Source organism: Pseudomonas sp. 58(2021) (genome assembly GCF_017491585.1).
Classification (GTDB): Bacteria; Pseudomonadota; Gammaproteobacteria; order Pseudomonadales; family Pseudomonadaceae; genus Aquipseudomonas; species Aquipseudomonas fluorescens_BT.
Genome location: NZ_JAFGYZ010000002.1, coordinates 201,011 through 224,100, shown reverse-complemented (window position 1 = coordinate 224,100; position 23,090 = coordinate 201,011). Strand labels below are relative to the sequence as shown.

Here is a 23,090-nt window from a genome sequence, read left to right as displayed (position 1 = left end):
GTTTTGGCGTTCGGTGTACCTGTGGGAGCGGGCTTGCCCGCGATGGCGGTCTGACATTCACCATGGATGTCGACTGCCAAGGCCTCATCGCGGGCAAGCCCGCTCCCACAGGGGATTTGTGGTGTCGCTTAAATTTCCAGAACTTCCATCTCGCGCAGCACTTCACCCACCGCCGCGACGGCTTCGCGCATCTGCGCCGGGGTGACGTGGCCGATGCAGCCGACGCGGAAGGTTTCGACCTGGGTCAGCTTGCCGGGGTAGAGGATGTAACCCTTGGCCTTGACCCGTTCGTAGAAGTCCTTGAACTGGTAGCGCGGATCTTTCGGTGCGTGGAAGGTCGCGATGATCGGCGCCTGGATCGCAGCGGGCAGGAAACTGCGCAAGCCGAGTTTGCCCATCTCTTCCATCAGCGCCTGGCAGTTGGCGGCGTAACGCGCATGCCGTGCCGGCAGGCCACCTTCTTCGTTGTATTGCAGCAGCGCTTCGTGCAGCGCGGCGACGACATGGGTCGGCGGGGTGAAGCGCCACTGACCGGTCTTCTTCATGTAGCTGTGCTGGTCGAACAGGTCCATCGCCAGCGAATGCGAATTGCCGGCGGCAGCGGCCAGAGATTCCTTGCGGGCAAACACGAAACCCATGCCCGGTACGCCTTCCAGGCATTTGCCGGAGGCGGCGATCAGTGCATCGAACGGGACCTTCTGTGCATCCACCGCAAGCGCGCCGAAAGAGCTCATGGCGTCGATGATCAGGCGTTTGCCGTGTTGCTCGACAACCTGAGCGATTTCCGGCAGCGGATTGAGGATGCCGGTGCTGGTTTCGCAGTGGATCAGCGCGACGTGGGTAACGGCGTTGTCGGCGCGCAGCAGGCGGTCGACGTCGGCGGCGGTGGTCGGTTCGTCTTCAGCGGTTTCGAAGGTGCTGAACGAGCGGCCGAGCACTTCGCAGATTTTCGCCAGACGCTTGCCGTAAGCACCGTTGATCAGCACCAGTACCTTGCCGTCACGAGGGACGAGGGTGCCGATCGCAGCTTCGACGGCGAAGGTGCCGCTGCCCTGCAAAGGTACGCAGTGATGGCTGTCGGCGCCGTTGAGGATCGCCAGCAGTTGTTCGCACAGGCTGGCGGTCAGTTGGTTGAAGCGGTCATCCCATGAACCCCAGTCGACCATCATCGCCTGGCGGGTGCGGGCCGAGGTGGTCAACGGGCCGGGAGTGAGCAGGATGGGTGCGGCGGTACTCATTCGTGTGTCCTCGCGATAGCGCTGTGGGATGAAGCTACGGGGCCTACGTTGCAATTCGGCGGGTCATCAATCAAATTGTTTGTTGTTATGCCAGCCATCAGTGAGGTTTATCCATGAACCTGTTTCAGCTCCGCGCCTTCGACGCCGTGGCCCGGGAAGGCAGCTTCACCCGTGCCGCCGCGCGGTTGTTCATCAGTCAGCCGGCGGTCACCGGGCACATCAAGGCGCTGGAGGAGCACTACCAGATCACGCTGTTGCGACGCACGGCGCGCCGGGTCGAGCTGACGGAGGAGGGCACCAAACTGGCGGCGATCACCCGGGCGATGTTCGGCATGGCCGAAGAGGCCCAAGCGTTGCTGGAAGCCAATCGGCAGTTGCTGACCGGGCGTCTCGAGGTGGCGGCGGACGGTCCGCACATGGTCATGCCGATGCTCGCCAGCTTGCGGGCGCGCTATCCGGGGATCACGGTGAATCTGCGTTTGGGCAACGCTCAGGAAACCCTGGCGGCGTTGTTGTCCGAGCACGCTGATGTGGCGGTGCTGACCGAGGTCGAACCGCGCAAAGGGCTGCATCTGCAAGCGTTGAGTGAATCGCGGATCTGCGCGCTGGTGCCGGCGGGGCATCCGTGGGCGACACGTGCCGGCGAGGTCAGGCTCAAGGAGCTGGATCAGGTGATCATGGTCTTGCGCGAGCCGAGTTCGATTACCCGGCGCACGTTTGATCAGGCCTGTGCGCAAGCGTCGGTCAGCCCGCGGGTGCTGCTGGAACTGGACAGCCGCGAGGCGGTGACAGAGGCGGTGGCGGCTGAGTTGGGGGTTGGGGTGGTGTCATCGGTGGAGGTCAGTCATGACCCCCGTGTCGTCGCGATTCCCATTGCGGGAGAAGGGCTGGTGAACCGGCACATGATCGGCTGCGTGGAGCGCCGGCGGGAATTGCGCTTGATTCAGGCGTTTTTCGGATTGGCACCGGTCTGAACAAGACTCTCGCGCACCATCTCGAGAAACGTTGCCACCACCCGCCTTGAACTCTGCTCGCGCAGGCACACCAGTGTCTCGGTCAAGCGCCTCGTGCAATCGGTAATCGGCAGCGCGCAAACCCGTGAGTCCGCGCCAAACTCCGCTGCCGACACCACGCCCACACCAATCCCCACCACAACCGCCTCCCGCGCCGCTTCCCTGCCTTCGACCTGAATCGCCGGGCGGATGCGGAAACCGGCGCGGGTCATTTCTTCTTCCAGGGTCTGGCGGGTCACCGAGCCGTGTTCACGCAGCACCAGCGGCGTGTCGTCCAGGTCTTCAAGGCAGATCGACTCGCGCTCGGCCCAGGGATGATGGCGCGAGACGAACGCCACCATCGGGTCGTTGCGCAGCGGCACGCACAACAGGCGTTCATCGCTGACATCACGCCCAAGCAATGCCAGATCAGCCTGATAGTTGAACAACCGAAACAGCGATTCATCGGTGTTACCGGTCTCGATCTTCACGCTGATCCCCGGATAGCGCTCACAAAACCGGGCTATCTGCGGCAGTACATGCACCGGTGCATCCACCGCCAGAATCAGGCTGCCGGTCTGCAAGGCCTGGGATTCCTGCAACAACTCCTGGGCTTCGGCCTCGACCACGAACAGGCGCTGGGTGATTGCCAGCAAGCGTTCGCCGAGATCCGTCAGGCGCACCGAGCGCTTGTTGCGATGGAACAGCAACACGCCGAAGCGTTCTTCGAGTTTGCGCACCTGGTCGGAAATCGCCGGTTGCGTCAGATAAAGCCGCTCGGCGGCCTTGGTGAAGCTTCCGTGCACGGCCACGGCGTGAAAGGCTTTGAGCTGGGCGTGGGAAACCGACATGGCTGATTCCTCGTTATACAGGTGCAGTCCAGTAACAAGCTGAGCTTATGTGTGAAATACGATAAATCGATTTTATTTATTAAACAGTAATTGCTTTGATCCGCTCACGCCAACGCTGACTGCCCGGTCGGGCAGCGACGCTGGCCATGAGCCTGTGCGTGCAACACCAGGACTCATCTGACCGGTATCGCCGTAGGGACGGGGTGATATCGCAGTGCTCAACAATAAAAACACAGGCGTTTACTCATCGATTCTGCCGGCACACTCACACCCTGAGGTCAGAACCACAATGAACAAGCACATCGGCACCCTTGCGCGTTGGCGCATGCAGATCTTCGCTATCACCTGGCTCGCTTACGCCGCGTTCTATTTCACCCGCAAAGCCTTTTCGGTGGCCAAACTGGGCATCGCCGAAGACCCCACCTTCATGCTCGACAAAATGGCCATGGCCAACCTCGACGCGATTTACCTGGCGGCCTACGCCATCGGCCAGTTCACCTGGGGCATGCTCGCCGATCGCTTCGGCCCGCGGGTCGTGGTGCTCGGCGGCTTGCTGATTTCCGCTGCGGCGGCGCTGGTGATGGGCAGTTTCGCGACCTTGCCGATCTTCGCCACCTGCATGCTGATACAGGGGCTGGCGCAGTCCACCGGCTGGTCGGGTCTGTGCAAGAACCTCGGCAGTTTCTTCCCCTCCGAACAGCGCGGGCGAGTGCTCGGGTTGTGGAGTTCCTGTTATGCATTCGGCGGTCTGGTGGCGTCGCCGTTCGCCGGCTGGTGGGCGTACACGCTGATCGGTACCTGGCACGCGGCGTTCATTTCCAGTGCGGCGGTGGTCGCGGTGGTGGCGGTGTTGTTCTTCATCTTTCAGCGCAACAAACCGCAAGACGTCGGCCTGCCCGCCGTGGAGCCGGAGCCGCTCATCAGCGCCGAAGAGGCCGAAGCCAACAGCAAGCTCAGCGTGTGGGAACCGCTCAAGGAAATCCTGCGCAACCGCACGGTGCTGGTGCTGGGTCTGGCGTACTTTCTGTTGAAGCCGGCGCGTTACGCGATTCTGTTGTGGGGCCCGGTGATCGTGTTCGAACAGATGCCCTCGGTCGGCAAGGTCGGGGCGGCGATCATTCCGACGGCATTCGAACTGGCCGGGCTGCTGGGGCCGATCATGATCGGCCTGGCCTCGGACAAACTGTTCGGCGCCCGACGCATGCCGGCCTGCGTGTTGAGCCTGCTGGCGCTGACTGTGACCCTCGCGCTGTTCATGGGCGCCCTGCACACCGGCAGCGTGATGCTGGTGGTCGCATTGTTGTTCGTGATGGGCCTGACCCTGTACGGCCCGGACTCGATGATCAGCGGTGCAGCCGCCATCGACTTCGGCAAGGCCAAGGCCGGCGCCACGGCGGCGGGATTCGTCAACGGCTGCGGCTCGGTCGGTGCGGTGCTCGGTGGGTTGCTGCCGGGCTACTTCGATTCGGTGACGGTATTCATTGTGTTCGCCGGTTGCGCGCTGTTTTCGGCGCTGGTGCTGATTCCGCACTGGAACAGCCGTCCGGTCGGCGTCATGGAACCGCGTGCCTCTGTGCCCAATCGGGCCCTGACCATCAAACCTTTGCGTAACTGAATAAACCCTGCCTCGCGGCCTGCTGCGGGATTCGCGGCAGGCTGTACCGTGGCTGACTGACTGGAGAATGTTCATGAGACCGTTTTGGCTGGAGCAGGCCTTGCAGCTCGATTCGTCCAAACCGTGCCCGCCGTTGCAAGGCGAGGTGCGCACCGATGTGTGCATCGTTGGCGGTGGTTACACCGGATTGTGGACGGCGATCATGCTCAAGCAGCAGAACCCCGAACTCGATGTACTGTTGATCGAGGCCGACATCTGCGGCGCCGGCGCCAGTGGGCGCAACGGCGGTTGCGCGCTGTCGTGGTCGGCGAAGTACTTCACCCTCGAGCGGCTGTTCGGCGTCGAAGAGGCGGTGCGGCTGGTCAAGGAATCCGAGCGCAGCATCCACGCCATCGGCGAGTTCTGCGAGCAGTACGGCGTCGATGCCGATTACCGCCTCGACGGTACGCTTTACACCGCCACCAACCGGGCGCAATGCGGTTCGACCGATGCGGTGATTGCGGCGCTGGAGCGCAACGGCATCAACTCGTTTACCCAGCGGCCGGTCGCCGATGTACAGCGCATGGCCGGTTCGGAAAAACACCTGGAGGGCTGGTTCTCGCCGGCCGCCGCCAGCGTGCAGCCGGGCAAACTGGTGCGTGGCTTGCGCCGGGTGGCGTTGCAGCTGGGCGTGCGGATTCATGAAGGCACGGCGATGACCGGGCTGGAAGAGGGCCGTCCGGCGCGCCTGCACACGGCGAACGGCTGCGTGACCGCCGACCGCGTGGTACTGGCGATGAACGCGTGGATGGCCCGCGCCTTTGCGCAGTTCGAGCGCAGCGTAGCGATCGTGTCCAGCGACATGTTGATCACCGAACCCCGCCCGGAGCTGTTGCAGGAAATCGGTTTGACCAGCGGCGTGACCGTGCTCGATTCGCGGATTTTCGTGCACTACTACCACAACACCCCGGACGGCCGGATCATGCTCGGCAAGGGCGGCAACACTTTCGCTTATGGCGGACGGATGCTGCCAGTGTTTGACCAGCCATCGCCTTACGCCGGGTTGCTCAAGCGCAGCCTCGACGATTTTTTCCCGGCCTTCGCCGATGTGAAGGTCGACGCAACGTGGAACGGCCCGTCGGATCGCTCGGTCACCGGCCTGCCGTTTTTCGGCCAGATGAGTGCCAGCGGCAATGTGTTCTACGGTTTCGGTTATTCCGGCAGCGGTGTGGGGCCATGTCACATGGGTGGGCAGATCCTTGCCTCGCTGGTGCAGGGGCTCGACAACCCCTGGACACGCTCGCCGCTGGTCAACGGGCCGCTGGGCTATTTCCCGCCGGAACCGATCCGCTATCTCGGCTCGTTGATGGTGCGCAACGCCATTCGCCGCAAGGAGCGCGCCGAGGATCACGGACGGTGTCCTCGGCATCTGGATGTACGCCTGGCGAAATTCGCCGCTGCTGCGGGCAAGGCCGACAAGGCCTGAACGTCATGCTGACGGCGGGGTGTGCTTGAGCAGCCAGTCGAGCAACAGGCCGTCATCGTGTTGTTCCGGCGCTTGCCTTGTCTTGCGGGTGTGGCTGATATCCAGGCACAGAATCGGTCGGTCCGGATCGCTGTCGAGAAAACTCACCCACACTTCACTGCCGGCGCGAGGCAGGGTTTCCCTGGCGATCGGTCTGTCACCACCGACCATGGCTATCGTCAGCCATAACCTGTCACTGTCGGTATCCAGACCCCGTCCAGGCCACAACCGGACGGCGATACGTCCCTGGTCATCCAACTGAGGCGGCTGTCCGGGCGGGCCGAGCACTTGTGCCGGGTGATACCCCGGAATGCTCGGGCGCGGCTGCGTGAGCGGCGGGCGAAACTCGGTCGACCACGGCAGCGCAGTGAAGTCGTTGTGATAGCGGCGAGGCGCAGGTACCGGGTCGAGAATCGAAGGTTGCTGGCCCTGATGGTGCAATTCGGTGATCAACCACTGATCGTTGAACGCGCCCACCGGGTGATCCGTGACCTGCAGCAAGCGGCCACTGAGCAACTGAGTACAGTCGCTGCGTCCCTGAATGCATCGATACTGGCAACGCTGGCGCTCCAGTTGGCGGCGGCTGCGCTGATCGGCGTAGCGTTGCCCGCTCGGCAGGAAACCACGCTCGGGCCAGATATTGGCCAGGGGATGGTTGGCCGCCTCATCCTCGTTGCTCGGTTGTCCACGATCACGGACGTTGGGTGATACCCGCGCCATGACAGCGTCGTGACGCTGGTAAAGGGCGCTGAGGGCGGGCGATGGCGGCTCGATTTCTGTGCTGAAGGGCACATGCAGTGGCGGCTGCGGCAGGCCAAGGCTGTCATCGGCGAACACCACGACATGGCCGTCCGGCCGGTGTTCGAAGTGGTAGTGAATGCCTTCTTCTTCACACAGTCGCTGCAACAGTGCCAGGTCGGACTCGTCGTACTGGATGCAGAAGGGGCGCGGCGGATAGTGCCCTGTCGTCAGGTCGAACCGATATCCGTGCGCAGGCCACCGATGTTCGACAAGCAACTGTTCGAGAATGTCAGGCACGCTCGATCGGGTGAATACCCGGCGTCGGGTCTGCTGTTCCAGTTGTTGCAGGTGTGGCACCAGTACCAGCCGATAATCGATCCGATGGGCGCCGCGATGCTCGCAACTGGCGCTGTGCAGGGTGCCGTGAATGCCATGGTCGTCACTCAATTGCAGGTAAGCCGACCGATGCAACAAGGTGGCGGGAGCCAGTGCCGGGGCCAGACCAATGACGTCGATCTCGAAGCGATAGGGCCGGTTCAGCGCTTCATGACCGCGAAAACGCAGTACCGGCAGACTCAGGCCACCCTCGATGAGGGTCAGCGTGAAGGGACTTTCCTTGTCATTGAGCATTCGTACGGGGCTCTGTCGGGTAATACGGACGACAGAGGGTACGAAACCGCAGCAGGAAATGGTCATGACAAACCGGTTTTTCAGAATCGCCCTACAAAGTGTGTAGAAGATGTCGACGGGCAACGGATTTTTTGGTCGATTGCCGACTTTAGGCCGTATAAACTTGCGCCACGCGTCGGCCAATAGATGTCTCGGCGCCACAGATCAAGAGAGTGAGTAATGGGCGCACAGTGGAAGGTTAAACACAAAGAAGCGGCAGCCAACGCCAAGGGCAAGATCTTCGGCAAACTGGTGAAAGAGATCACCATCGCTGCCCGCAACGGTGCCGATACCGCCACCAACGCACACCTGCGTCTGGTGGTCGAACAGGCCAAGAAAGCCTCGATGCCCAAGGAAACCCTGGACCGCGCCATCAAGAAGGGTGCAGGTCTGCTGGGCGAGACCGTTCAGTACCATCGCGTGACTTACGAAGGTTTCGCACCGCATCAGGTTCCGTTGATCGTCGAGTGCGTTACCGACAACATCAACCGCACCGTGGCGGAAATCCGCGTGGCGTTCCGCAAGGGCCAACTGGGCGCTTCCGGCTCGGTGGCCTGGGACTTCAACCACGTCGGCATGATCGAAGCCTCGCCGGACACCCCTGACGCCGATCCGGAAATGGCCGCGATCGAAGCCGGTGCCCAGGATTTCGAGCCGGGCGAAGAGGGCGCGACCCTGTTCCTGACCGACCCGACTGACCTGGACGCCGTGCAGAAAGCCCTGCCGGAGCAAGGTTTCACCGTGCTGTCGGCCAAGCTGGGTTATCAGCCAAAGAACCCGGTCAGCGGCCTGAGCGACGAGCAGATGGCTGAAGTCGAAGCGTTCCTTGAAGGCCTCGACAACCACGACGACGTGCAGGAAATGTTCGTCGGCCTGGCGGGCTGATTCATCGCGTCAGCGATCGACCCGGTGGTGGCGCAGCAGGCGTCATCACCACCGGGTCATTGCGGTCAAATCCTGTTGATCTGCCCGACCACTTCATCAAACCCCGGCCGCGCCAGCACATCCGGCTGACAGCAGCGCTGTTCAAGCGCTTCCAGCGCCTCCCGTTGCCCGTCACTCAACCCCGAGTCGATGCGCGCCAGCAATTCCCCCAGCAAGATTCCGAACGCCCGCACTTCGATGCGTTGCAGTGCGCGGGTTTCCAGGTTGTCCGTCGTGGCATGGAATGACGCCGCGCCGAAGTCACCCAACAGGCAGTCGCCTTCCTTGTTCAACAATATGTTGTGGCCATACAGATCGCCATGGGTGATGCCCTGCCGATGCAGATGCTCGGCGACCGACGCGATGCCGCGGGCAATGCGCAACGCGACATCTGCACTGAAACGGCAGTCATCGGTGTAGAGATCCCGCGAACAGGAGGCCAGGCTCGGCAGCGCGGCGAGGTTGCGATAGCTCGGGTCGATCAGTTGCATCACCAGCCCTTGCTGGCCATCTGGGTGATTGCCGATGCGCCCCTCGACCCGGATCAGATTCGGGTGCAGGCCGGCGGTGATGCAGGCGTTCATCTCGTGCAGCGGCGAGCCGTCGCTGGTCATCTCGCCCTTGTAGAGTTTGACTGCCACTGAACGCTCAGGCTGGTCTGCCGATTGCCACACGGCACGGGAAATCACCCCGGAAGCTCCTTCGCCGAGCCGCTGCTGCAGACGCAGGCTCGACCAGTCGATCAGCGGCGTGGCTTCCAGCGCAGCGGCGTCGGCCTCGGTTTCCAGCGGGTTGCCGGCGTAGGCCAGCCAGGTCAGGCTCGGCAGGGTCAGCAACCACTGTGGCAGCTCCGTCAGCTGGTTGGCGGCGATGCGGATCAGTTCCAGCCGATGGCACTGGCTCAGCGATGGCGGCAAGGCACGCAGGCGATTGCCAGCGAGCATCAGCTTTTGCAGGAGCGGGCGTTCGCCCAGTTCGGCTGGCAGGGCTTCAATCAGGTTGTCGGTCAGGATCAGCCAGCGCAACTGCGGTGGCAGCGCTGCGCCGGATACCCGGGCAATCCGGTTGGCCTTGAAGCCGATCATGCTCAGGGCCTCGCACTGGCCGAGGCACTCGGGCAGCTCGGTGAACCGGTTGTCGGAGCAGAACAGCACGCGCAGACGGGGCAGGCGATGCAGGTCGTCCGGCAGGCTGCTCAAGGCATTGCCGCTGAGGTTGAGCACCTCCAGCGTGTCGGCCAGGTCGAATATCTCACGGGGGAACTCGGTCAGGCCTTCGACCAGGTCCAGCCGGGTGATGCCCGACAGTTCGCCGGCGCGCAATTGAGCAAGGGTGTGCATGTCATGGATCGCTATCAAATAGGGCGCAGTGACGCCGGGAATGGGCGGCATGATAACGGCAAATCAGGCCGGCTCGCGCACTTCCGGCAATTGCCCCAGCCGGCTGCGGGTACGCGCCAGATCGATGGCGTTGCCGGCCAGGCTTTCGCGCAGGGGCAGGTACCCGAGCAGCGTCAGGCATTTGTCCTGATCGTAGAGCACGTCAATCAGGTTGATGAAGCGCTGCTGGACGGCTATCGAGCACTCCTCCAGTTCCGGCAGCTCATCGATGATCCAGTGGTCGAAGCGGCGGCACAGTTCCAGATAATCCATCACGGCCGTGGGCTGTTCACACAGGTCATTGAAGGTAAAGGCGACGCGGCGGCCCTCACACAGACGGGCCTGTAAAACCCGGTTGCCCACCGCCAGCGGCTGCGGCGCGGCGTGCCGTGGCGGCAAATCAAGGGTCAAGCGTTGCGCCGGCGTGGCTGGCCACACGTAATGACCCTGAGTGAACATTTGATGGGCGTGATTGCGCGCCTGACTGCGGTAGTCGTGGGGGCCGCCGACTTCCATGACCTGCATGCGGGCATGGATCAGGTCGATCACCGGTTTGAACCGTGCGTGATACAGCGGGTTGGGCAGCAGGCCTTCGGGCGGGTAATTGGAGGTCACAAGCAGCAGGATTGCGCGCTGGAACAGGGCCTTGTACAACCGGGTGATGAGCATCGCGTCGCCGATGTCATGCACGTGGAACTCGTCGAAACACAGCACCCGGCAGTCCAGCAGCAGTTCGTCGAGCGAGGCAGCGAGGGCGTCTTCCTGCTCGCGATGCCGGAACATGGCCTGGTGCAGGTCGGCGAAGAACTGATGGAAATGCAGACGTTGTTTCTGCGACGTCGGCAGGGCCTGGAAGAAACCGTCGAGCAGCCAGCTCTTGCCGCGTCCGACGGCACCGTGCAGGTACAGACCGGGCGGGGTTTGCGCCGCAGGCCCGAACAACATGGCGGCCTGTTGCGCCATGTAGTCGATCACGCGCAGCTGGCTGTGGCTGAGGGTGTAGCCCTGATCATGGGCCTTTTGCCTGAAGTAGTCGCGGATCGCCTGGGCGCTGGCGCAATGGCCGGCACTGGCAAGGTTTCGGTGGCCGAACAAACGGCGTAACCCTGAAAGACGCTGGGACAGGCGCGAACGTTCGGGCGGTCGGGCGGGCACGGTGGGGTCACTCCGTCAGGGTCGGGCCGGCTCCCCCCGAGCGCGGCGGCGTAGTGTAACCAGACGGATAGTTTTCCTTCCACTGCGCTTTGTCGGCCGACGGTCTTGCTGGACAGCAATCTGCGGCGCGTACAGGTTTTTACAGCGTGATGGGGGTGGTAGATCGACAACTTTTCGAAACATATCCCGCACGATCAATGGATCCAATCGACTGGCGCATTCGGCGTCCGTTGCTAACCTGAAACACTGTAACGGCAGAGACGCTGTCGCCATCAAGGATCGGACGGTGAATGCAGGAGTGGTCTGGGCACTGCTGGGCGGGCTCGCGGCACCGGCGCATGGCGCCGATCTGCAGGTTGAAGTGCGGGTCGACGTGCAGCGTGGCTGTCAGTTGATCGGTCAGCAGCGTGACGCGGGTATCGGGCAATTGGGTGTGCTCGATTTCGGCAGTACGGCGCGGCTCGATGATCCGGCCGGACCGCTCGGGGCGGCGTTGACCCCTTCGCGCCTGCCACGCCTGGAGTGCAACCCGGACACGCCATACCAGCTGCGTGTCGATGGCGGACTGCACGGCGGGACCGGCGAGGTGCGTTACATGGCGGGCGAGGCGGGGGGCAAGGCGATTCCCTACCGTCTGTATCAGGATGCCGCGCGGCAGGTGCCGCTGGTGGTGGATGTACCGGTCAGCGGACGTGTACCGGACAGCGGCTCGGTGACGCTGCCGCTGTACGGGCGGATCGAGCGGGTGGCCGAGGTGCCACGGGTCAGTCGGTACTCGGATCTGGTCAAGGTGACCGTCACCTGGTGATCAACCGGAGTGATGCGGCAATGGTGCGTTCAATGACGAGCGCAGTGGACGATCTTCAGGGACCGGAAGGAGTAGGGATGCAATGACGGGCAAGCACTGGCTGGTCATCACCGCAGGCGCATTGCTGTTGCTCACCGAAGGTGCGCAGGCATCGGTCAACGGACAGATCCACGCCCGCCTGACCCTGATCGCAGGCTGCGAAGTGACCAACACCTCCACGTCCGCCAGCCCGGTGGGGGATTTCGGCAAGCTCGACTTCGGCCAGCAGGGCCCCACCTGGAATACTCCCATCAAGGCCAGTCTGGCCAATGACAGCAGCGGCAGGCTCAACGTCGCCTGCAATCCGTCGGTGACCGGTTTCACCGTGAGTATCGACGGCGGCACCCATGGCGACGGCAATACCCGCCGCCTGAGCAACGGTCGTCAGACCATCCCCTATCAACTGTTTCTCGATGCCTCGGGCAGCCAGAGCTACAGCATCGGCCAGCAACACAATTTCGCGGTCACCAGCGGCGCACAGATTCCGATTCCGGTATTTGGCACGGTGGTGGCGAACACCCGCGCGGTACCGGCCGGTGTCTATACCGACACCCTGACGGTGACGCTCGACTGGTAAATCGTAGAGGAAGGACACCATGGGTACGATTGCATCAAGGATAGGTCTGTCGCTGCTCGGTCTGACGCTGGCTTCCAGCGTCAACGCCGCCACCACGGTCACCGGCCAGATCACCTCCAGCCTGATCCTGATCAGCAGTTGCCAGGTCAACGGCTCTGGCGGATCCACCGGACTGAACTTCGGCGCCCTGAATTTCGGCACGGCCAACAGTCTGTTCACCACCGCGACCGGGCAGGTGCTGGGCGGCGGTGGCGGGGCCTTGTCGATTCTCTGTTCTGCCGGCACCACGCCGACGGTCAAGGTGCGGGCCGGCGCCCATGACGGCCAGTCGCCCGGTGGCAGTCGCGCGTTGTACGACGGGGTTGCCAACTATGTGCCCTATGACTTGTACACCGATGCCGGGCACTCGCAACTGCTGGCCATCGACGGGGTGATCAGCCTTGCCGCCAGCACAGGGGTGGCGCAAACCGTGAATATCTATGGTCAGGCGGTGGGCAAGGCCGGCCTGCCGGCGGGCACCTATACCGACACCATTGCCGTTGAACTGACGTTCTAGTGCCATGGGCCGGCATGGCTGTGCGGCACTGCTGGTGCTGTGCGCGGGGGCGGCGCCGTTACCGCTGGCAGCAGTGACCAGCCAGAGCTTTCAGGTCAGCGCGACAATCACACCTGGCTGCCTGGTGGTGGGAGGGGTGTCGAACTATGGCGGACTGAATTTCGGTTCGAGTTCGGCCCTGGCCACCGGCACGGTGCAAGTGGCGTTGACCGGCGGCGTGCAGTTGCAATGCACGCCGGGCGTGACATTGAACATGACGGTCGATGGCGGCCAGTACAACAGCAGCGGTCGACACATGCAGCTCAACAGCGGCAGCGCGCGGGTGGCTTATGCGCTGTTTCGCGATGCGGCCTACAGCCAGAGCCTGGGAATCGGTCAGACCGTGGCGGTGGCCTACAGCGACGCCAACAACATCAGCCTGCCGATCTACGGTCAGGTGCAGTTGCCGGGCACGGTGCCCGGGGGGACGTACAGCGACGTGTTGCAGGTGCAACTGTCGTGGTGATGAATGGCACAAGGAGCGGGGTTATGGGGGTTGTCTCGTCGCGGCTGTTGCGGGCGGGTTGCGCAATGTTGATGTTGGCTTCACTCGGGGCGATCAAGGCCCAGGCGGCCAGTTCGGTGCTGATCTGGCCCATCGATCCGGTGCTTGAGGCCGATCAGCAGGCCAGTGCGTTATGGCTGGAGAACCGTGGCAGCGAGACCGCCAACCTGCAGATCCGTGTGTTTGGCTGGAGCCAGAACGGTTACCAGGAGCAGTACCGGAACCAGCGTGACGTGATTGGCAGTCCGCCGGTGGCGAAGATTGAACCGGGGCAGAAACAACTGGTGCGCCTGACCCGGACCAAAGACGTGCCGCCCGGCCAGGAACTGGCCTACCGGATCATCATCGACGAAATTCCTTCGGCTCAGCCTCCCGTCGCCGATGCGGGGAAAACCGCTGCGGCGATCCGTTTCCAGATGCGCTATTCGGTGCCGCTGTTCGCCTACGGAGCAGGGCTCTGGAGCAAGGAAGACAGCACCCGGCAGCGCGATCCCAAGGGGATCGGCCTGCCGCAATTGAGCTGGCGCACGGTCTCGGTCGACGGCAAACCCTATGTGGAAGTGCGCAACCAGGGCGCGGTGCATGCGCGACTGACGGATGTCGCGCTCAAACAGGGCGGGCAGAGCAAACCTTTGGCGCAGGGATTGCTGGGTTATGTGCTGCCAGGCGCGGTCATGCGCTGGCCGGCGCCGGGATCCGTGACGGGGGAGCTGGTGGGCCGGATCAATGGCGCGGCGCAGATGCAAGGCATCGCCCCGGCGAAGTAGGGACTTCAACCTGCGGGTCTGGTAGTGCGCGGCCGCCGGGCAAGCGACAGGTTGGCGGGCAACAGCGGTTTCAGGAGGAACCAGTCCATTGACGGACGAAGCACGCTAATGAGTCCGGGATGGGCTCGCCGTATTCAGCGTCCGTTGTGGCTTGTCACCGGCGCGTGTTGCCTGATGTTCATTCATCCATCCGGGGCCGGCGATCTGCCGCCGCCTCCCAGCGGCATGGAGGCCGTCAGCGATGCACAGTTGTTTCTGGAACTGGTGGTCAACCAGATGAATACCGGTCGCGTGGTGGCGGTGGATCAGCGCGGCGGGCGGTTGTTCCTGCCGGCCAGTGTGTTGCATGACACCGGCATGACGCTGCCCGAAAGTGCCGGTGCCGAAGTCGATCTCGACGGCCTGCCGGGGCTGCACAGCGACTACGACAGCGTCGGCCAGCGGCTGTTGCTCGATGTGCCACCGGACTGGCTGCCGGAGCAGTTCATCGGTAACCGTCAGGTCTATCCACGCACCCCGGCGCTGAGCAGTTTCGGCGCGTTGTTCAACTATGACCTGTACCTCAACGACACCGATGATGCCGGCACTTATCTGGCGGCGTGGAACGAGATACGGGTATTCGACAGTTGGGGCACGCTGTCCAGCACCGGTCAGTACCGGCAGACCTTGTCCGGGGATTCGGCCAGTACGCTGAACAATGGCTATTTGCGCTACGACACCACCTGGCGGTACTCCGACGACGAGCGGATGCTGACGTACGAGGCAGGGGATGTGGTCAGCGGCGCCTTGCCCTGGAGCAGTTCGGTGCGTCTGGGGGGCGTGCAGTTTTCGCGGGATTTCGCCGTGCGCCCGGATCTTGTGACCTATCCGCTGCCGCAATTCGCCGGTGAAGCGGCGGTGCCGTCCTCGGTGGATTTGTTCATCAACGGCTACAAGTCCAGCAGCACCGATTTGCAACCGGGTCCGTACACCCTGACCAACATCCCGTTCATCAACGGCGCGGGCGAGGCTGTGGTGGTGACCACCGATGCGCTGGGCCGGCAGGTGTCCACCACCGTACCGTTTTATGTCACCAGCAGTCTGTTGCAAAAGGGCCTGAGCGACTTCTCGGTGGCGGCCGGTACGCTGCGCCGGGATTACGGGTTGAAGGATTTCAGCTACGGGTCGGGTATGACGTCGGGCAGCCTGCGTTATGGCATCAGCGACAGCTTCACGCTGGAAAGTCACGCCGAAGCCGCCGAGTCGCTGACCCTCGGCGGCCTCGGTGGCAACCTGCGTCTGGGCAATTTCGGGGTGCTCAACAGTGCGATCAGTCAAAGCCGTTTCGACGGCGATGGCGGTCAGCAATACAGTCTCGGTTACCAGTACAGCGCCCAGCGCTTCAGCTTTTCCTGGCAACGGTTACAGCGCCGCGACCAGTACGCCGACCTCACGGTCGTCGACAGTCCTTACACCAGCCTCAGCAAGCGCAGCGAACAGGCGACCCTGAGCCTCAACCTTGAGCGCTGGGGCAGTCTGGGGGTCGGTTACTTCGATATCCGGGCGGCGGACGATAGCCGCACGCGGCTGCTCAACCTGAGCTGGAGCAAGCCGTTGTGGCGCAACAGCAGTTTCTATCTCTCCGCCAACCGCGAAATAGGCGACGCCAACTGGGCGGTGCAGGCGCAACTGGTGATCCCGTTCGACCTGCGCGGCAGCCTGGCCATCAGCAGCGAGCGCAACAAGAACGGGCAAAGCCAACAGCGGGTCAACTACAGCCGTGCCGTGCCTTCCGAGGGCGGGGTGGGTTTCAACCTGGGTTATGCCAAGGGTGACGGCGCCGATTACCGTCAGGCCGACGTCACCTGGCGCTTGCAGTCGGTGCAATTGCAGGCCGGTGTCTACGGCACCTCGGACGCCGAAACGCGTTGGGCCGATGCCAGCGGTTCGCTGGTGTGGATGGACCATCAAGTGTTTGCCGCCAACCGCATCGACGATGCGTTTGTGGTGGTCAGTACCGACGGTTACGCGGATGTCCCGGTGCGTTACGAGAACCAGCAGATCGGCCAGACCGACCGCAACGGCCACTTGCTGGTGCCGTGGAGCAGCGCCTACTACCGTGGCAAATACGAAATCGATCCGTTGAACCTGCCGGCCAACGTACGCAGCCCGAATGTCGAACAGCGCATTGCCGTGCGCCGTGGCAGTGGCTATCTGTTGGAGTTTGCGCTGAGCCGGGTGATGGCCGCGAGCATCGTGCTGGTGGACGCGCAACAGCAGCAATTGCCGCTGGGCAGCGGCGTGTTGCATGAAGAGAGCGGCACGCGCACGGTGGTGGGCTGGGACGGGCTGGTCTATCTGGAAAACCTGCAGGTGCAAAATTCGCTGAGGGTGACGCTGGCCGATGGCAAGACCTGTCAGGCGCAATTCAACGTCGATCTGCAGCAGGATCAGGTGCCGCTGATCGGGCCGTTGGTATGTCAATGAAGGCGATGCGGCTGTGCCTGTGGCTGGTGCTGATGCTGCCCGGTGCAGTACAGGCGTTGTGCTCGGTGGTCACCACCACACCGGCCGCGTTCGGAACCATCAGTTCGATTGCGGTGCGCACCACATCGCAACCCAGTTCCACGCTGAACGGCGGTCTGAGCTGTACCGGATCGCTGTTGTCGCTGCTGACCAGCAACGACCATTTCTGGGCTACGGTCACCTCGACCCAGAGCGGCCTGCTCGGGCCGAGCGGGGATGTCATCAGCTATACGATCTACGCCAACAACAGCACCAGTTACCCGCTGACTCGCGGCACGGCCTACGATTTCGCCCGAAATGGCATCATCGACGCGCTGGGATTGCTCAACGGTACCGTGCCGAAAACCGTGCCGTTGTATCTCGGCACCACGATCGGCAGCAACGTGGCGGCCGGGGTTTATACCGAAACCCTGAGCATTTTCTGGAACTGGAATTACTGTTCGGGCATCGGGGTCGGCGGACTCTGCCTGGGGCGCGATATCAATAGCGGTACTACGACGCTGACGGTCAACCTGACCGTGGCCAACGATTGCACCATCACCGCGCCCAACATCGCCTTCGGCAGCGCTCCGGTGATCAGCGCGTTTACCCCGGTGACCGGGCAGACCATCAACCTGGCCTGCACAAAGGGCAGCGCCTATACCGTGGGTTTGAGCGACGGACAGAACGCGCTCAGTGTCGGCGGTCGACGGCAAATGATCTCGGGCAGCAATTACCTGGCCTACGACATCTTCAAAAGCGCCGGCACTACCCGCTGGGGCAGTGTCGGCGCTGCACGTCGGGCGAGCACCGATGCCGAGGTCAATCCCGGCAATGGCCTGGGCACCGGCAGCCAGATCTTCAACTACAACGCGAAGATCTACACCGACCAGACCACGCCGCCCGCCGGTACCTATCTGGATAACGTGGTGCTGGATGTCGGTTTCTGAACCGGCTAGAAGCGCTCGGTGTGCTGGAGCAATGGCGCCGCCGGAGTGTCGGTCGGGCTGACCATCGCATAGTTGTAACCTTCGCCGGACCAGTACTCGGCCTGCAGATCACCGTCGCGACGGCTACCCCGTGGCAGGAAGGTGTTTTTCGGCCCCGGCGGGCGCACGTAGAAACTGACCTTGTGCCCGTCTCGATCCTCATACATCACCATCGCCGCCGGACCTTCGTCAGTGCTCAGCAAGCGCCCGCTGACCGGTCGGAAACCCGCTGCGGTCAGGTCCGGCAGTCGATTGGCCTGCGTGAAGTAGCGGTCGAGCCAGCCCTGCATGTCGCCGGCGCCGCCGACCTTGTAGTCCGCCGGCAGAATCCCTTGCTGAGCGATCAAGCGGTACGCCTGCAGGGCATCGCTCATGGGCGCTACCGAACGCACCAAGGTCATTTCCCGGGCCTGCCAGCCACTGACACCGCCGAGGCTGACCGCGATCAGCAACACCGCCGCACTGGCCCAGTGTCGACGTGATCGATGCTTGAGCCGCTGGCGGATCAACACGGGGTCCAGGTCCGGATTGGCCGGTTGTTGCAAGGCGCCACCCAGGGCGGCGCGCAGGTGCTGGGCGTCCTGTTGCCAGGCGCGGATCAACGCGGCCTCGTCGGGGTGGCTGGCCAGCCAGTTTTCCAGTACACGCCGGTCGGCGTCGCTGAGCTGGTGGTCGATGTACGCGTGCAAATCACGCTCGCTGGGGGGCAGGCTGATCATTTGAGTATCCGCAAGGAAGGGCTGCTGATTTCGCCGTCACTGAGCTGGCGCAAAGCCTGGCGGGCGCGGGACAGGCGCGACATCACGGTGCCGGTGGGGACGTCGAGGATCTCGGCGACCTCCTTATAGGTCAGGCCTTCCACCGAGACCATCAGCAGCAGGGCGCGCTGTTCGGTGGGCAGGCGATCGAAGGCTTGCAGGGTCGACTGGGCAATGACGGTGCGCTCCACCGAGGGTTCGGTGTCATCGCGGCCGGTAAAGAATTCGAGCATCCGGGCGTAGCGCCGGGAGCGCCGGTGCGCATCGAGGAACTGGCGGTACAGGATCGAAAACAGCCAGGCGCGCAGATCGCCCTCGGCGCGCTTGTCGCCCCAACTGGACAGGGCACGCTCCAGGCTGGCCTGGACCAGATCGTCGGCGCTGCTGGCGTTGCGCGTCAACGACACGGCAAAGCGTCGCAATCGGGGGATCACTTCGCGAAGTTGTTCGTCGAGTGTGTTCATGGCAGGGGCATGCTCTGGCTCAGAAGCGCGGTAGTCATAAGGAGAGACGCCTCCCGACACAGCTTATTCCATCCTGTGGGCTGAAAGATTTCATAACCTGCTACGTAGGAAAGCTCACCGCATCTTGCAGTCCATGTAATGGATTCAAATTTCCCGGCTCAACCCGTCCGACAAGCGCAAGCAACCACCGAAGCAGTCTGCCGTCGGTGGCTGATCTGGCTGAAACGATAATTTGAGCAATAGGGATGTTAGAGATGCATGCAATCGCAATGGATACCCGGTTCTCCTCGTGCGTCGAACAAGACGCATGGCGTCAGTTCGGTTGCGGTCCGGTGGTCGAGCCTGGATTCTCGTTGATCCATCGCGCAATCGAAGAGCAGGCTGCAGCTCATCCGCAGAATCAGGCCGCGTGTTTTCAGGGGCAAACCCTCACCTATGGTGAACTGAATCGCCAGGCCAACCGGCTGGCCACAGCGCTGAAGGCTCATGGCGTGGTGCCGGGTGATCATGTCGCCTTGTTTGTCGAACGTTCCATCCCGATGCTGGTGGGCATGCTTGCCGCATTGAAGGTAGGGGCTGCCTATATTCCACAGCATGTTGGCATTACGCCTGCGACTCAATTGCGCCACATCATGGAAGTCGCTTCGACGCGGGTGGTGCTGACGCTTTCAACGCTGGCGCATGCCATTCCCCTGACGGCGGAACAGCACTGCATCTTTCTGGACGCGTTCATCGATTCGCCAGGCTCGATTGCCGATGACTTGAACGTGGGGAGTGATGCGTCGTCACCGGATGCGCTGTGCTTTGTGTTGTTCACTTCCGGCACGACCGGGCAACCCAATGGCGTCAGGGTTACCCAACGCAATGTCTGCAATATTCTGCTCACCGCTCCCGGCAATCTCGGTATGCGGCCAGGTTTGAAAGTCGGCCAGATCCTCAACATCGCTTTCGACATGGCGGCCTGGGAAATTCTGGGCTGCCTGGCCCATGGCGCAACGCTGATGATTCGCGGCAAGGACATCGCCGAGACGGCCGAGCAATGTGATGTGCTGATCGCAACGCCGTCGATTCTCGCCACGCTGGACCCCGCGCGCTGCAGTCAGGTGAAGGTGGTAGCCCTTGCAGGCGAACCCTGCCCGCAGCCGTTGGCCGATCGTTGGGCGTCCTTTTGCACTTTTTACAACGCCTGTGGGCCCACCGAAACCACCATCATCAACACCTTGCAGCATTACAAGGGGACGGGCCGATTGACGATCGGCAGGCCGACGCCGAACAACACGGTTTATGTGCTGGATGAAACGGGGCAATTGTGTGGGCCGGGCGAACAGGGCGAGATGTGGGCCGGTGGTGATTGCGTGACGGCGGGCTATCTGGGTAACCCTGCACTGACTGCCGAACGTTATCGTCTCGATCCGTTTCTGGGGCAGGGGCGGATGATGTTTCGTACCCGGGATCTGGGGCGCTGGACGGATGAGGGCGAGCTGGAGCACCTGGGTCGTGTGGATGATCAGGTGAAAGTCAGGGGCTTTCGAGTCGAGCTGGATTCGGTGTCCGCAGCGCTGGAATCGTCACCGGGATGTGAGCGCGCCGTCACATTGAAATTCGATAACCGCAATCTGGTGGCTTTCGTCTACCCCGTTTCCACGGACATCGATGCGGCACGACGCCGTTGTGAAGAGCGCCTGGCCTATTACTGCATCCCCTCAATGATTCTGCCGGTGGATGAAATTCCGCTGACCTCGCGGGGCAAAGTCGACAAACGCCTGTTGCTTGAGCGAGCCCAGGCGTACCACGCACAACGTACCGCCGCCGAACAGGAGGCGGGGCAATGAGCGGGTTGGACACAGGCGTCACTTTGCCCGAGCCGCGTGCGTTATGGCGACGTCTGGGGACGCTGCCGCTGTTTTCTCATTACAACCGGCTGGTCGCGCTGGTGTTGATCTGCAATTTCGCTGCGCTCGGGCATGGACTGACCGCCGGACAGTGGTGGTCAGCTTCGGGACAGGATCTGGAAGCGTTGTCGCAACTGGTGTTGATCAACCTGTCGATGGCGATACTGATTCGTCAGCAATATCTGATCAACGTGTTGTTCTGGCTGGCCACGCGTGCGCCTGCGACCTGGCCGTTGGCGATTCGCCGGTCACTGGCCAAGGTCTATCACTTTGGTGGTTTGCACAGTGGTGGCGCGATGGCGGCGATTGCCTGGTTTTTCGCGTTGTTCGGCTCGCTGGTCTGGCAACGGATCGAAGGCGTAGGTGGGGTTTCGCTGACGCTATTGGCGATCAGCGGCACGTTGCTGGGGTTGTTGTTGCTGATGGCGATCATGGCGATGCCAGGGATTCGTTCGCGGTTTCATAACGGTTTTGAACGTACACACCGTTTTGCCGGTTGGGCTGCCTTGCTGCTGTTCTGGGCCATGACGCTGGTGTTTGCCCGGGACCGCAATCCAGCGACGGATCTGACACCGGTGTTGCTGACGTCTGCGTCGTTCTGGATGCTGCCGGTGCTGACGCTCAGCATTGCGTTGCCCTGGCTGCGTCTTCGCAGGGTGCCGGTGACGTTGGTCAAGCCATCGTCACATGCAGTCATTGCCCGCTTCGATCACCATACGCCGTTCGCCGGATCCTCCACCGCGATCAGTCGCAATCCGCTGTGGGAATGGCATTCCTTTGCCAACATTCCTGCACCGGGCGAGCGGGGTTTTCGCTTGATCATTTCCCGAGCGGGTGACTGGACAGGCGAACTGATCGAGCAACCGCCAACCCATGTCTGGGTCAAGGGCATCACCACCGCCGGGGTCGCTCGCATTGAAACCCTGTTCAAGTCGGTGGTTTACGTCGCCACGGGCAGCGGGATCGGCCCGGTGCTGCCGCATCTTTTGGCGCGGCAGGTGCCCATTCATCTGATCTGGTCGACCCGCAGCCCGAGAAAGACCTACGGCGACGCATTGGTCGATGAAATTCTTCAAGCCCAACCCGATGCGCATATCTGGGATACCGATCTGCTGGGCAAGCCAGACCTGGTGTCGCTGGCCTACTCGGCGGTTCAACGCCACGGCGCGGAGGCGGTGATTTGCATTTCCAACCAGACGTTGACGGAGCGCGTGGTCAAGGAAATGGAGGGACGGGGCATTCCGGCCTATGGCGCGATCTGGGATTCCTGACGGGCGTATTGCCGTTTTCCTTCCCCTTACATAGAAAGAGACTGCGATGAATATATTGATCGAAAGACTGGGTCGCGTGGTGCTGATCCGCCTCAACCGGCCCCACGCCCGTAACGCGCTCAGCGCACAATTGATGCGCGAGCTGCTGGAAACCCTGCAAGCACTTGATGGTGATCCGGGTGTCGGGTGTTTCCTGATCACCGGTACGAAGGATTACTTCGCGGCAGGCGCCGATATCAAGGAGATGTACGAAAAGTCTTGTCTGGACATGATTCAGGAAGATTACTTTGCCGGTTGGGACGCGTTCGCCGCGCTGCGTACTCCGAAGGTTGCGGCAGTGGCGGGGTTCGCCTATGGCGGAGGGTGTGAGCTGGCAATGATGTGCGATGTGATCGTAGCGGCCGAGTCCGCACAATTCGGTCTGCCTGAAATCACTTTGGGGGTGATGCCGGGCATGGGTGGCACGCAGCGACTGACTCGCTTGATCGGTCGTGCAAAAGCCATGGACATGATTCTGACGGGGCGCTCGATGTCCGCTCGTGAGGCCGAGCAGTCGGGGCTGGTATCGCGGGTGATCGCCGCCGAGCATTTGCTTGAAGAGGGATTGGCGGTTGCGCGGCGGATTGGCGGATTCCCTCGCACCGCGACACGGGCTGCGCGAGAGGCGGTGGACCGGGCCGATGAATCAGGGATGCGCGAAGGCCTTCTGTTCGAGCGGCGTTCGTTTCACGGCTTGTTTGCTACGCCCGGCCAAAAGGAAGGCATGCAGGCATTTCTGGAAAAGCGCGAGCCACGGTTCGATCTGATGTAAACGGCCCGGAGGTGGGCTCGCGCGTCACCGCGTGAAAGAAACTACAGTTCAAAGGGAATAAA

The 23,090-nt window shown here is 62.5% G+C and carries 21 protein-coding genes; 14 read left to right on the top strand and 7 right to left on the bottom strand.

Features of this window, described 5'->3' with window-relative positions; all coding sequences use genetic code 11:
- Positions 1 to 128: 128 nt before the first annotated feature.
- Positions 129 to 1,238, bottom strand: coding sequence for a 2-aminoethylphosphonate--pyruvate transaminase (locus J5M72_RS03095; RefSeq protein WP_207863987.1), 1,110 nt, complete (start codon positions 1,236 to 1,238; stop codon positions 129 to 131).
- Between the two features lie 113 nt (positions 1,239 to 1,351).
- On the opposite strand from J5M72_RS03095, the gene J5M72_RS03090 reads away from it, so the two are divergent.
- The gene (locus J5M72_RS03090; protein ID WP_169431005.1) at positions 1,352 to 2,212 is read left to right on the top strand and encodes a LysR substrate-binding domain-containing protein; all 861 of its coding nucleotides are present in this window, start codon (positions 1,352 to 1,354) and stop codon (positions 2,210 to 2,212) included.
- Here J5M72_RS03090 and J5M72_RS03085 read toward each other — a convergent pair.
- Positions 2,182 to 3,081: a LysR family transcriptional regulator gene (locus J5M72_RS03085; protein ID WP_207863986.1), complete on the bottom strand. Its 900-nt coding sequence runs from the start codon at positions 3,079 to 3,081 to the stop codon at positions 2,182 to 2,184. The genes J5M72_RS03090 and J5M72_RS03085 overlap by 31 nt on opposite strands.
- A 289-nt stretch (positions 3,082 to 3,370) precedes the next feature.
- Here J5M72_RS03085 and J5M72_RS03080 point away from each other — a divergent pair, with 289 nt between their 5' ends.
- Both J5M72_RS03080 and J5M72_RS03075 read left to right on the top strand, forming a co-directional pair.
- A complete protein-coding gene (locus J5M72_RS03080; RefSeq protein ID WP_207863985.1) occupies positions 3,371 to 4,696 on the top strand; it encodes an MFS transporter in 1,326 nt (441 codons plus the stop codon).
- 67 nt (positions 4,697 to 4,763) lie between these two features.
- Positions 4,764 to 6,161, top strand: a complete 1,398-nt coding sequence (locus tag J5M72_RS03075; protein ID WP_207863984.1) for an FAD-dependent oxidoreductase — start codon at positions 4,764 to 4,766, stop codon at positions 6,159 to 6,161.
- 3 nt (positions 6,162 to 6,164) lie between these two features.
- Here J5M72_RS03075 and tssI read toward each other — a convergent pair whose 3' ends face one another.
- Positions 6,165 to 7,571 (bottom strand): type VI secretion system tip protein TssI/VgrG, encoded by a 1,407-nt coding sequence (gene tssI / locus J5M72_RS03070; protein WP_207863983.1) that lies wholly within the window; start codon positions 7,569 to 7,571, stop codon positions 6,165 to 6,167.
- Positions 7,572 to 7,790: 219 nt separating this feature from the next.
- On the opposite strand from tssI, the gene J5M72_RS03065 reads away from it, so the two are divergent.
- Positions 7,791 to 8,495, top strand: a complete 705-nt coding sequence (locus tag J5M72_RS03065) for a YebC/PmpR family DNA-binding transcriptional regulator (protein ID WP_085712455.1) — start codon at positions 7,791 to 7,793, stop codon at positions 8,493 to 8,495.
- Positions 8,496 to 8,560: 65 nt separating this feature from the next.
- Here J5M72_RS03065 and J5M72_RS03060 read toward each other — a convergent pair whose 3' ends face one another.
- Together J5M72_RS03060 and zapE are read right to left on the bottom strand one after the other, a co-directional pair.
- Positions 8,561 to 9,874, bottom strand: coding sequence for a leucine-rich repeat-containing protein kinase family protein (locus tag J5M72_RS03060; RefSeq protein ID WP_207863982.1), 1,314 nt, complete (start codon positions 9,872 to 9,874; stop codon positions 8,561 to 8,563).
- Between the two features lie 63 nt (positions 9,875 to 9,937).
- Positions 9,938 to 11,068 (bottom strand): cell division protein ZapE, encoded by a 1,131-nt coding sequence (zapE, locus tag J5M72_RS03055; RefSeq protein WP_207863981.1) that lies wholly within the window; start codon positions 11,066 to 11,068, stop codon positions 9,938 to 9,940.
- A gap of 286 nt (positions 11,069 to 11,354) precedes the next feature.
- On the opposite strand from zapE, the gene J5M72_RS03050 reads away from it, so the two are divergent.
- From J5M72_RS03050 to J5M72_RS03020, 7 genes are all read left to right on the top strand, one after another.
- A complete protein-coding gene (locus J5M72_RS03050; RefSeq protein WP_207863980.1) occupies positions 11,355 to 11,876 on the top strand; it encodes a spore coat U domain-containing protein in 522 nt (173 codons plus the stop codon).
- Between the two features lie 82 nt (positions 11,877 to 11,958).
- Complete coding sequence (locus J5M72_RS03045) at positions 11,959 to 12,492, top strand: spore coat U domain-containing protein (protein WP_169430998.1); 534 nt, start codon at positions 11,959 to 11,961, stop codon at positions 12,490 to 12,492.
- 19 nt (positions 12,493 to 12,511) lie between these two features.
- A complete protein-coding gene (locus tag J5M72_RS03040; RefSeq protein WP_207863979.1) occupies positions 12,512 to 13,048 on the top strand; it encodes a spore coat protein U domain-containing protein in 537 nt (178 codons plus the stop codon).
- A gap of 4 nt (positions 13,049 to 13,052) precedes the next feature.
- Complete coding sequence (locus J5M72_RS03035) at positions 13,053 to 13,553, top strand: spore coat U domain-containing protein (RefSeq protein WP_207863978.1); 501 nt, start codon at positions 13,053 to 13,055, stop codon at positions 13,551 to 13,553.
- Between the two features lie 23 nt (positions 13,554 to 13,576).
- Complete coding sequence (locus J5M72_RS03030; RefSeq protein ID WP_207863977.1) at positions 13,577 to 14,359, top strand: molecular chaperone; 783 nt, start codon at positions 13,577 to 13,579, stop codon at positions 14,357 to 14,359.
- Positions 14,360 to 14,467: 108 nt separating this feature from the next.
- Positions 14,468 to 16,825 carry a fimbria/pilus outer membrane usher protein gene (locus J5M72_RS03025; protein ID WP_207863976.1) on the top strand — a complete coding sequence of 786 codons (2,358 nt, stop codon included), beginning with the start codon at positions 14,468 to 14,470 and terminating at the stop codon, positions 16,823 to 16,825.
- The gene (locus J5M72_RS03020; protein WP_169430993.1) at positions 16,822 to 17,793 is read left to right on the top strand and encodes a spore coat U domain-containing protein; all 972 of its coding nucleotides are present in this window, start codon (positions 16,822 to 16,824) and stop codon (positions 17,791 to 17,793) included. The genes J5M72_RS03025 and J5M72_RS03020 overlap by 4 nt, the downstream gene beginning before the upstream one ends.
- A 5-nt stretch (positions 17,794 to 17,798) precedes the next feature.
- Here J5M72_RS03020 and J5M72_RS03015 read toward each other — a convergent pair whose 3' ends face one another.
- Together J5M72_RS03015 and J5M72_RS03010 are read right to left on the bottom strand one after the other, a co-directional pair.
- The gene (locus J5M72_RS03015) at positions 17,799 to 18,551 is read right to left on the bottom strand and encodes an anti-sigma factor (RefSeq protein WP_207863975.1); all 753 of its coding nucleotides are present in this window, start codon (positions 18,549 to 18,551) and stop codon (positions 17,799 to 17,801) included.
- Positions 18,548 to 19,054 (bottom strand): sigma-70 family RNA polymerase sigma factor, encoded by a 507-nt coding sequence (locus tag J5M72_RS03010; RefSeq protein ID WP_169430991.1) that lies wholly within the window; start codon positions 19,052 to 19,054, stop codon positions 18,548 to 18,550. Before J5M72_RS03010 ends, J5M72_RS03015 begins: the two co-directional genes overlap by 4 nt.
- A 254-nt stretch (positions 19,055 to 19,308) precedes the next feature.
- On the opposite strand from J5M72_RS03010, the gene J5M72_RS03005 reads away from it, so the two are divergent.
- The 3 genes from J5M72_RS03005 to J5M72_RS02995 are packed head-to-tail and all read left to right on the top strand — an operon-like array spanning position 19,309 to position 23,028.
- Complete coding sequence (locus J5M72_RS03005; protein WP_207863974.1) at positions 19,309 to 20,886, top strand: amino acid adenylation domain-containing protein; 1,578 nt, start codon at positions 19,309 to 19,311, stop codon at positions 20,884 to 20,886.
- Positions 20,883 to 22,217, top strand: a complete 1,335-nt coding sequence (locus J5M72_RS03000) for a hypothetical protein (protein WP_207863973.1) — start codon at positions 20,883 to 20,885, stop codon at positions 22,215 to 22,217. The genes J5M72_RS03005 and J5M72_RS03000 overlap by 4 nt, the downstream gene beginning before the upstream one ends.
- A 46-nt stretch (positions 22,218 to 22,263) precedes the next feature.
- Positions 22,264 to 23,028: an enoyl-CoA hydratase-related protein gene (locus J5M72_RS02995; protein WP_169430988.1), complete on the top strand. Its 765-nt coding sequence runs from the start codon at positions 22,264 to 22,266 to the stop codon at positions 23,026 to 23,028.
- The last annotated feature ends 62 nt before the right edge of the window (positions 23,029 to 23,090 follow it).

Coding starts and splice junctions, on each gene's coding strand:
- J5M72_RS03095 (WP_207863987.1), bottom strand. CDS start 1,238: ATGAGTACCGCCGCACCCATCCTGCTCACTCCCGGCCCGTTGACCACC.
- J5M72_RS03090 (WP_169431005.1), top strand. CDS start 1,352: ATGAACCTGTTTCAGCTCCGCGCCTTCGACGCCGTGGCCCGGGAAGGC.
- J5M72_RS03085 (WP_207863986.1), bottom strand. CDS start 3,081: ATGTCGGTTTCCCACGCCCAGCTCAAAGCCTTTCACGCCGTGGCCGTG.
- J5M72_RS03080 (WP_207863985.1), top strand. CDS start 3,371: ATGAACAAGCACATCGGCACCCTTGCGCGTTGGCGCATGCAGATCTTC.
- J5M72_RS03075 (WP_207863984.1), top strand. CDS start 4,764: ATGTTCATGAGACCGTTTTGGCTGGAGCAGGCCTTGCAGCTCGATTCG.
- tssI (WP_207863983.1), bottom strand. CDS start 7,571: ATGCTCAATGACAAGGAAAGTCCCTTCACGCTGACCCTCATCGAGGGT.
- J5M72_RS03065 (WP_085712455.1), top strand. CDS start 7,791: ATGGGCGCACAGTGGAAGGTTAAACACAAAGAAGCGGCAGCCAACGCC.
- J5M72_RS03060 (WP_207863982.1), bottom strand. CDS start 9,874: ATGCACACCCTTGCTCAATTGCGCGCCGGCGAACTGTCGGGCATCACC.
- J5M72_RS03045 (WP_169430998.1), top strand. CDS start 11,959: ATGACGGGCAAGCACTGGCTGGTCATCACCGCAGGCGCATTGCTGTTG.
- J5M72_RS03040 (WP_207863979.1), top strand. CDS start 12,512: ATGGGTACGATTGCATCAAGGATAGGTCTGTCGCTGCTCGGTCTGACG.
- J5M72_RS03035 (WP_207863978.1), top strand. CDS start 13,053: ATGGGCCGGCATGGCTGTGCGGCACTGCTGGTGCTGTGCGCGGGGGCG.
- J5M72_RS03030 (WP_207863977.1), top strand. CDS start 13,577: ATGGGGGTTGTCTCGTCGCGGCTGTTGCGGGCGGGTTGCGCAATGTTG.
- J5M72_RS03025 (WP_207863976.1), top strand. CDS start 14,468: ATGAGTCCGGGATGGGCTCGCCGTATTCAGCGTCCGTTGTGGCTTGTC.
- J5M72_RS03020 (WP_169430993.1), top strand. CDS start 16,822: ATGAAGGCGATGCGGCTGTGCCTGTGGCTGGTGCTGATGCTGCCCGGT.
- J5M72_RS03015 (WP_207863975.1), bottom strand. CDS start 18,551: ATGATCAGCCTGCCCCCCAGCGAGCGTGATTTGCACGCGTACATCGAC.
- J5M72_RS03010 (WP_169430991.1), bottom strand. CDS start 19,054: ATGAACACACTCGACGAACAACTTCGCGAAGTGATCCCCCGATTGCGA.
- J5M72_RS03005 (WP_207863974.1), top strand. CDS start 19,309: ATGCATGCAATCGCAATGGATACCCGGTTCTCCTCGTGCGTCGAACAA.
- J5M72_RS03000 (WP_207863973.1), top strand. CDS start 20,883: ATGAGCGGGTTGGACACAGGCGTCACTTTGCCCGAGCCGCGTGCGTTA.
- J5M72_RS02995 (WP_169430988.1), top strand. CDS start 22,264: ATGAATATATTGATCGAAAGACTGGGTCGCGTGGTGCTGATCCGCCTC.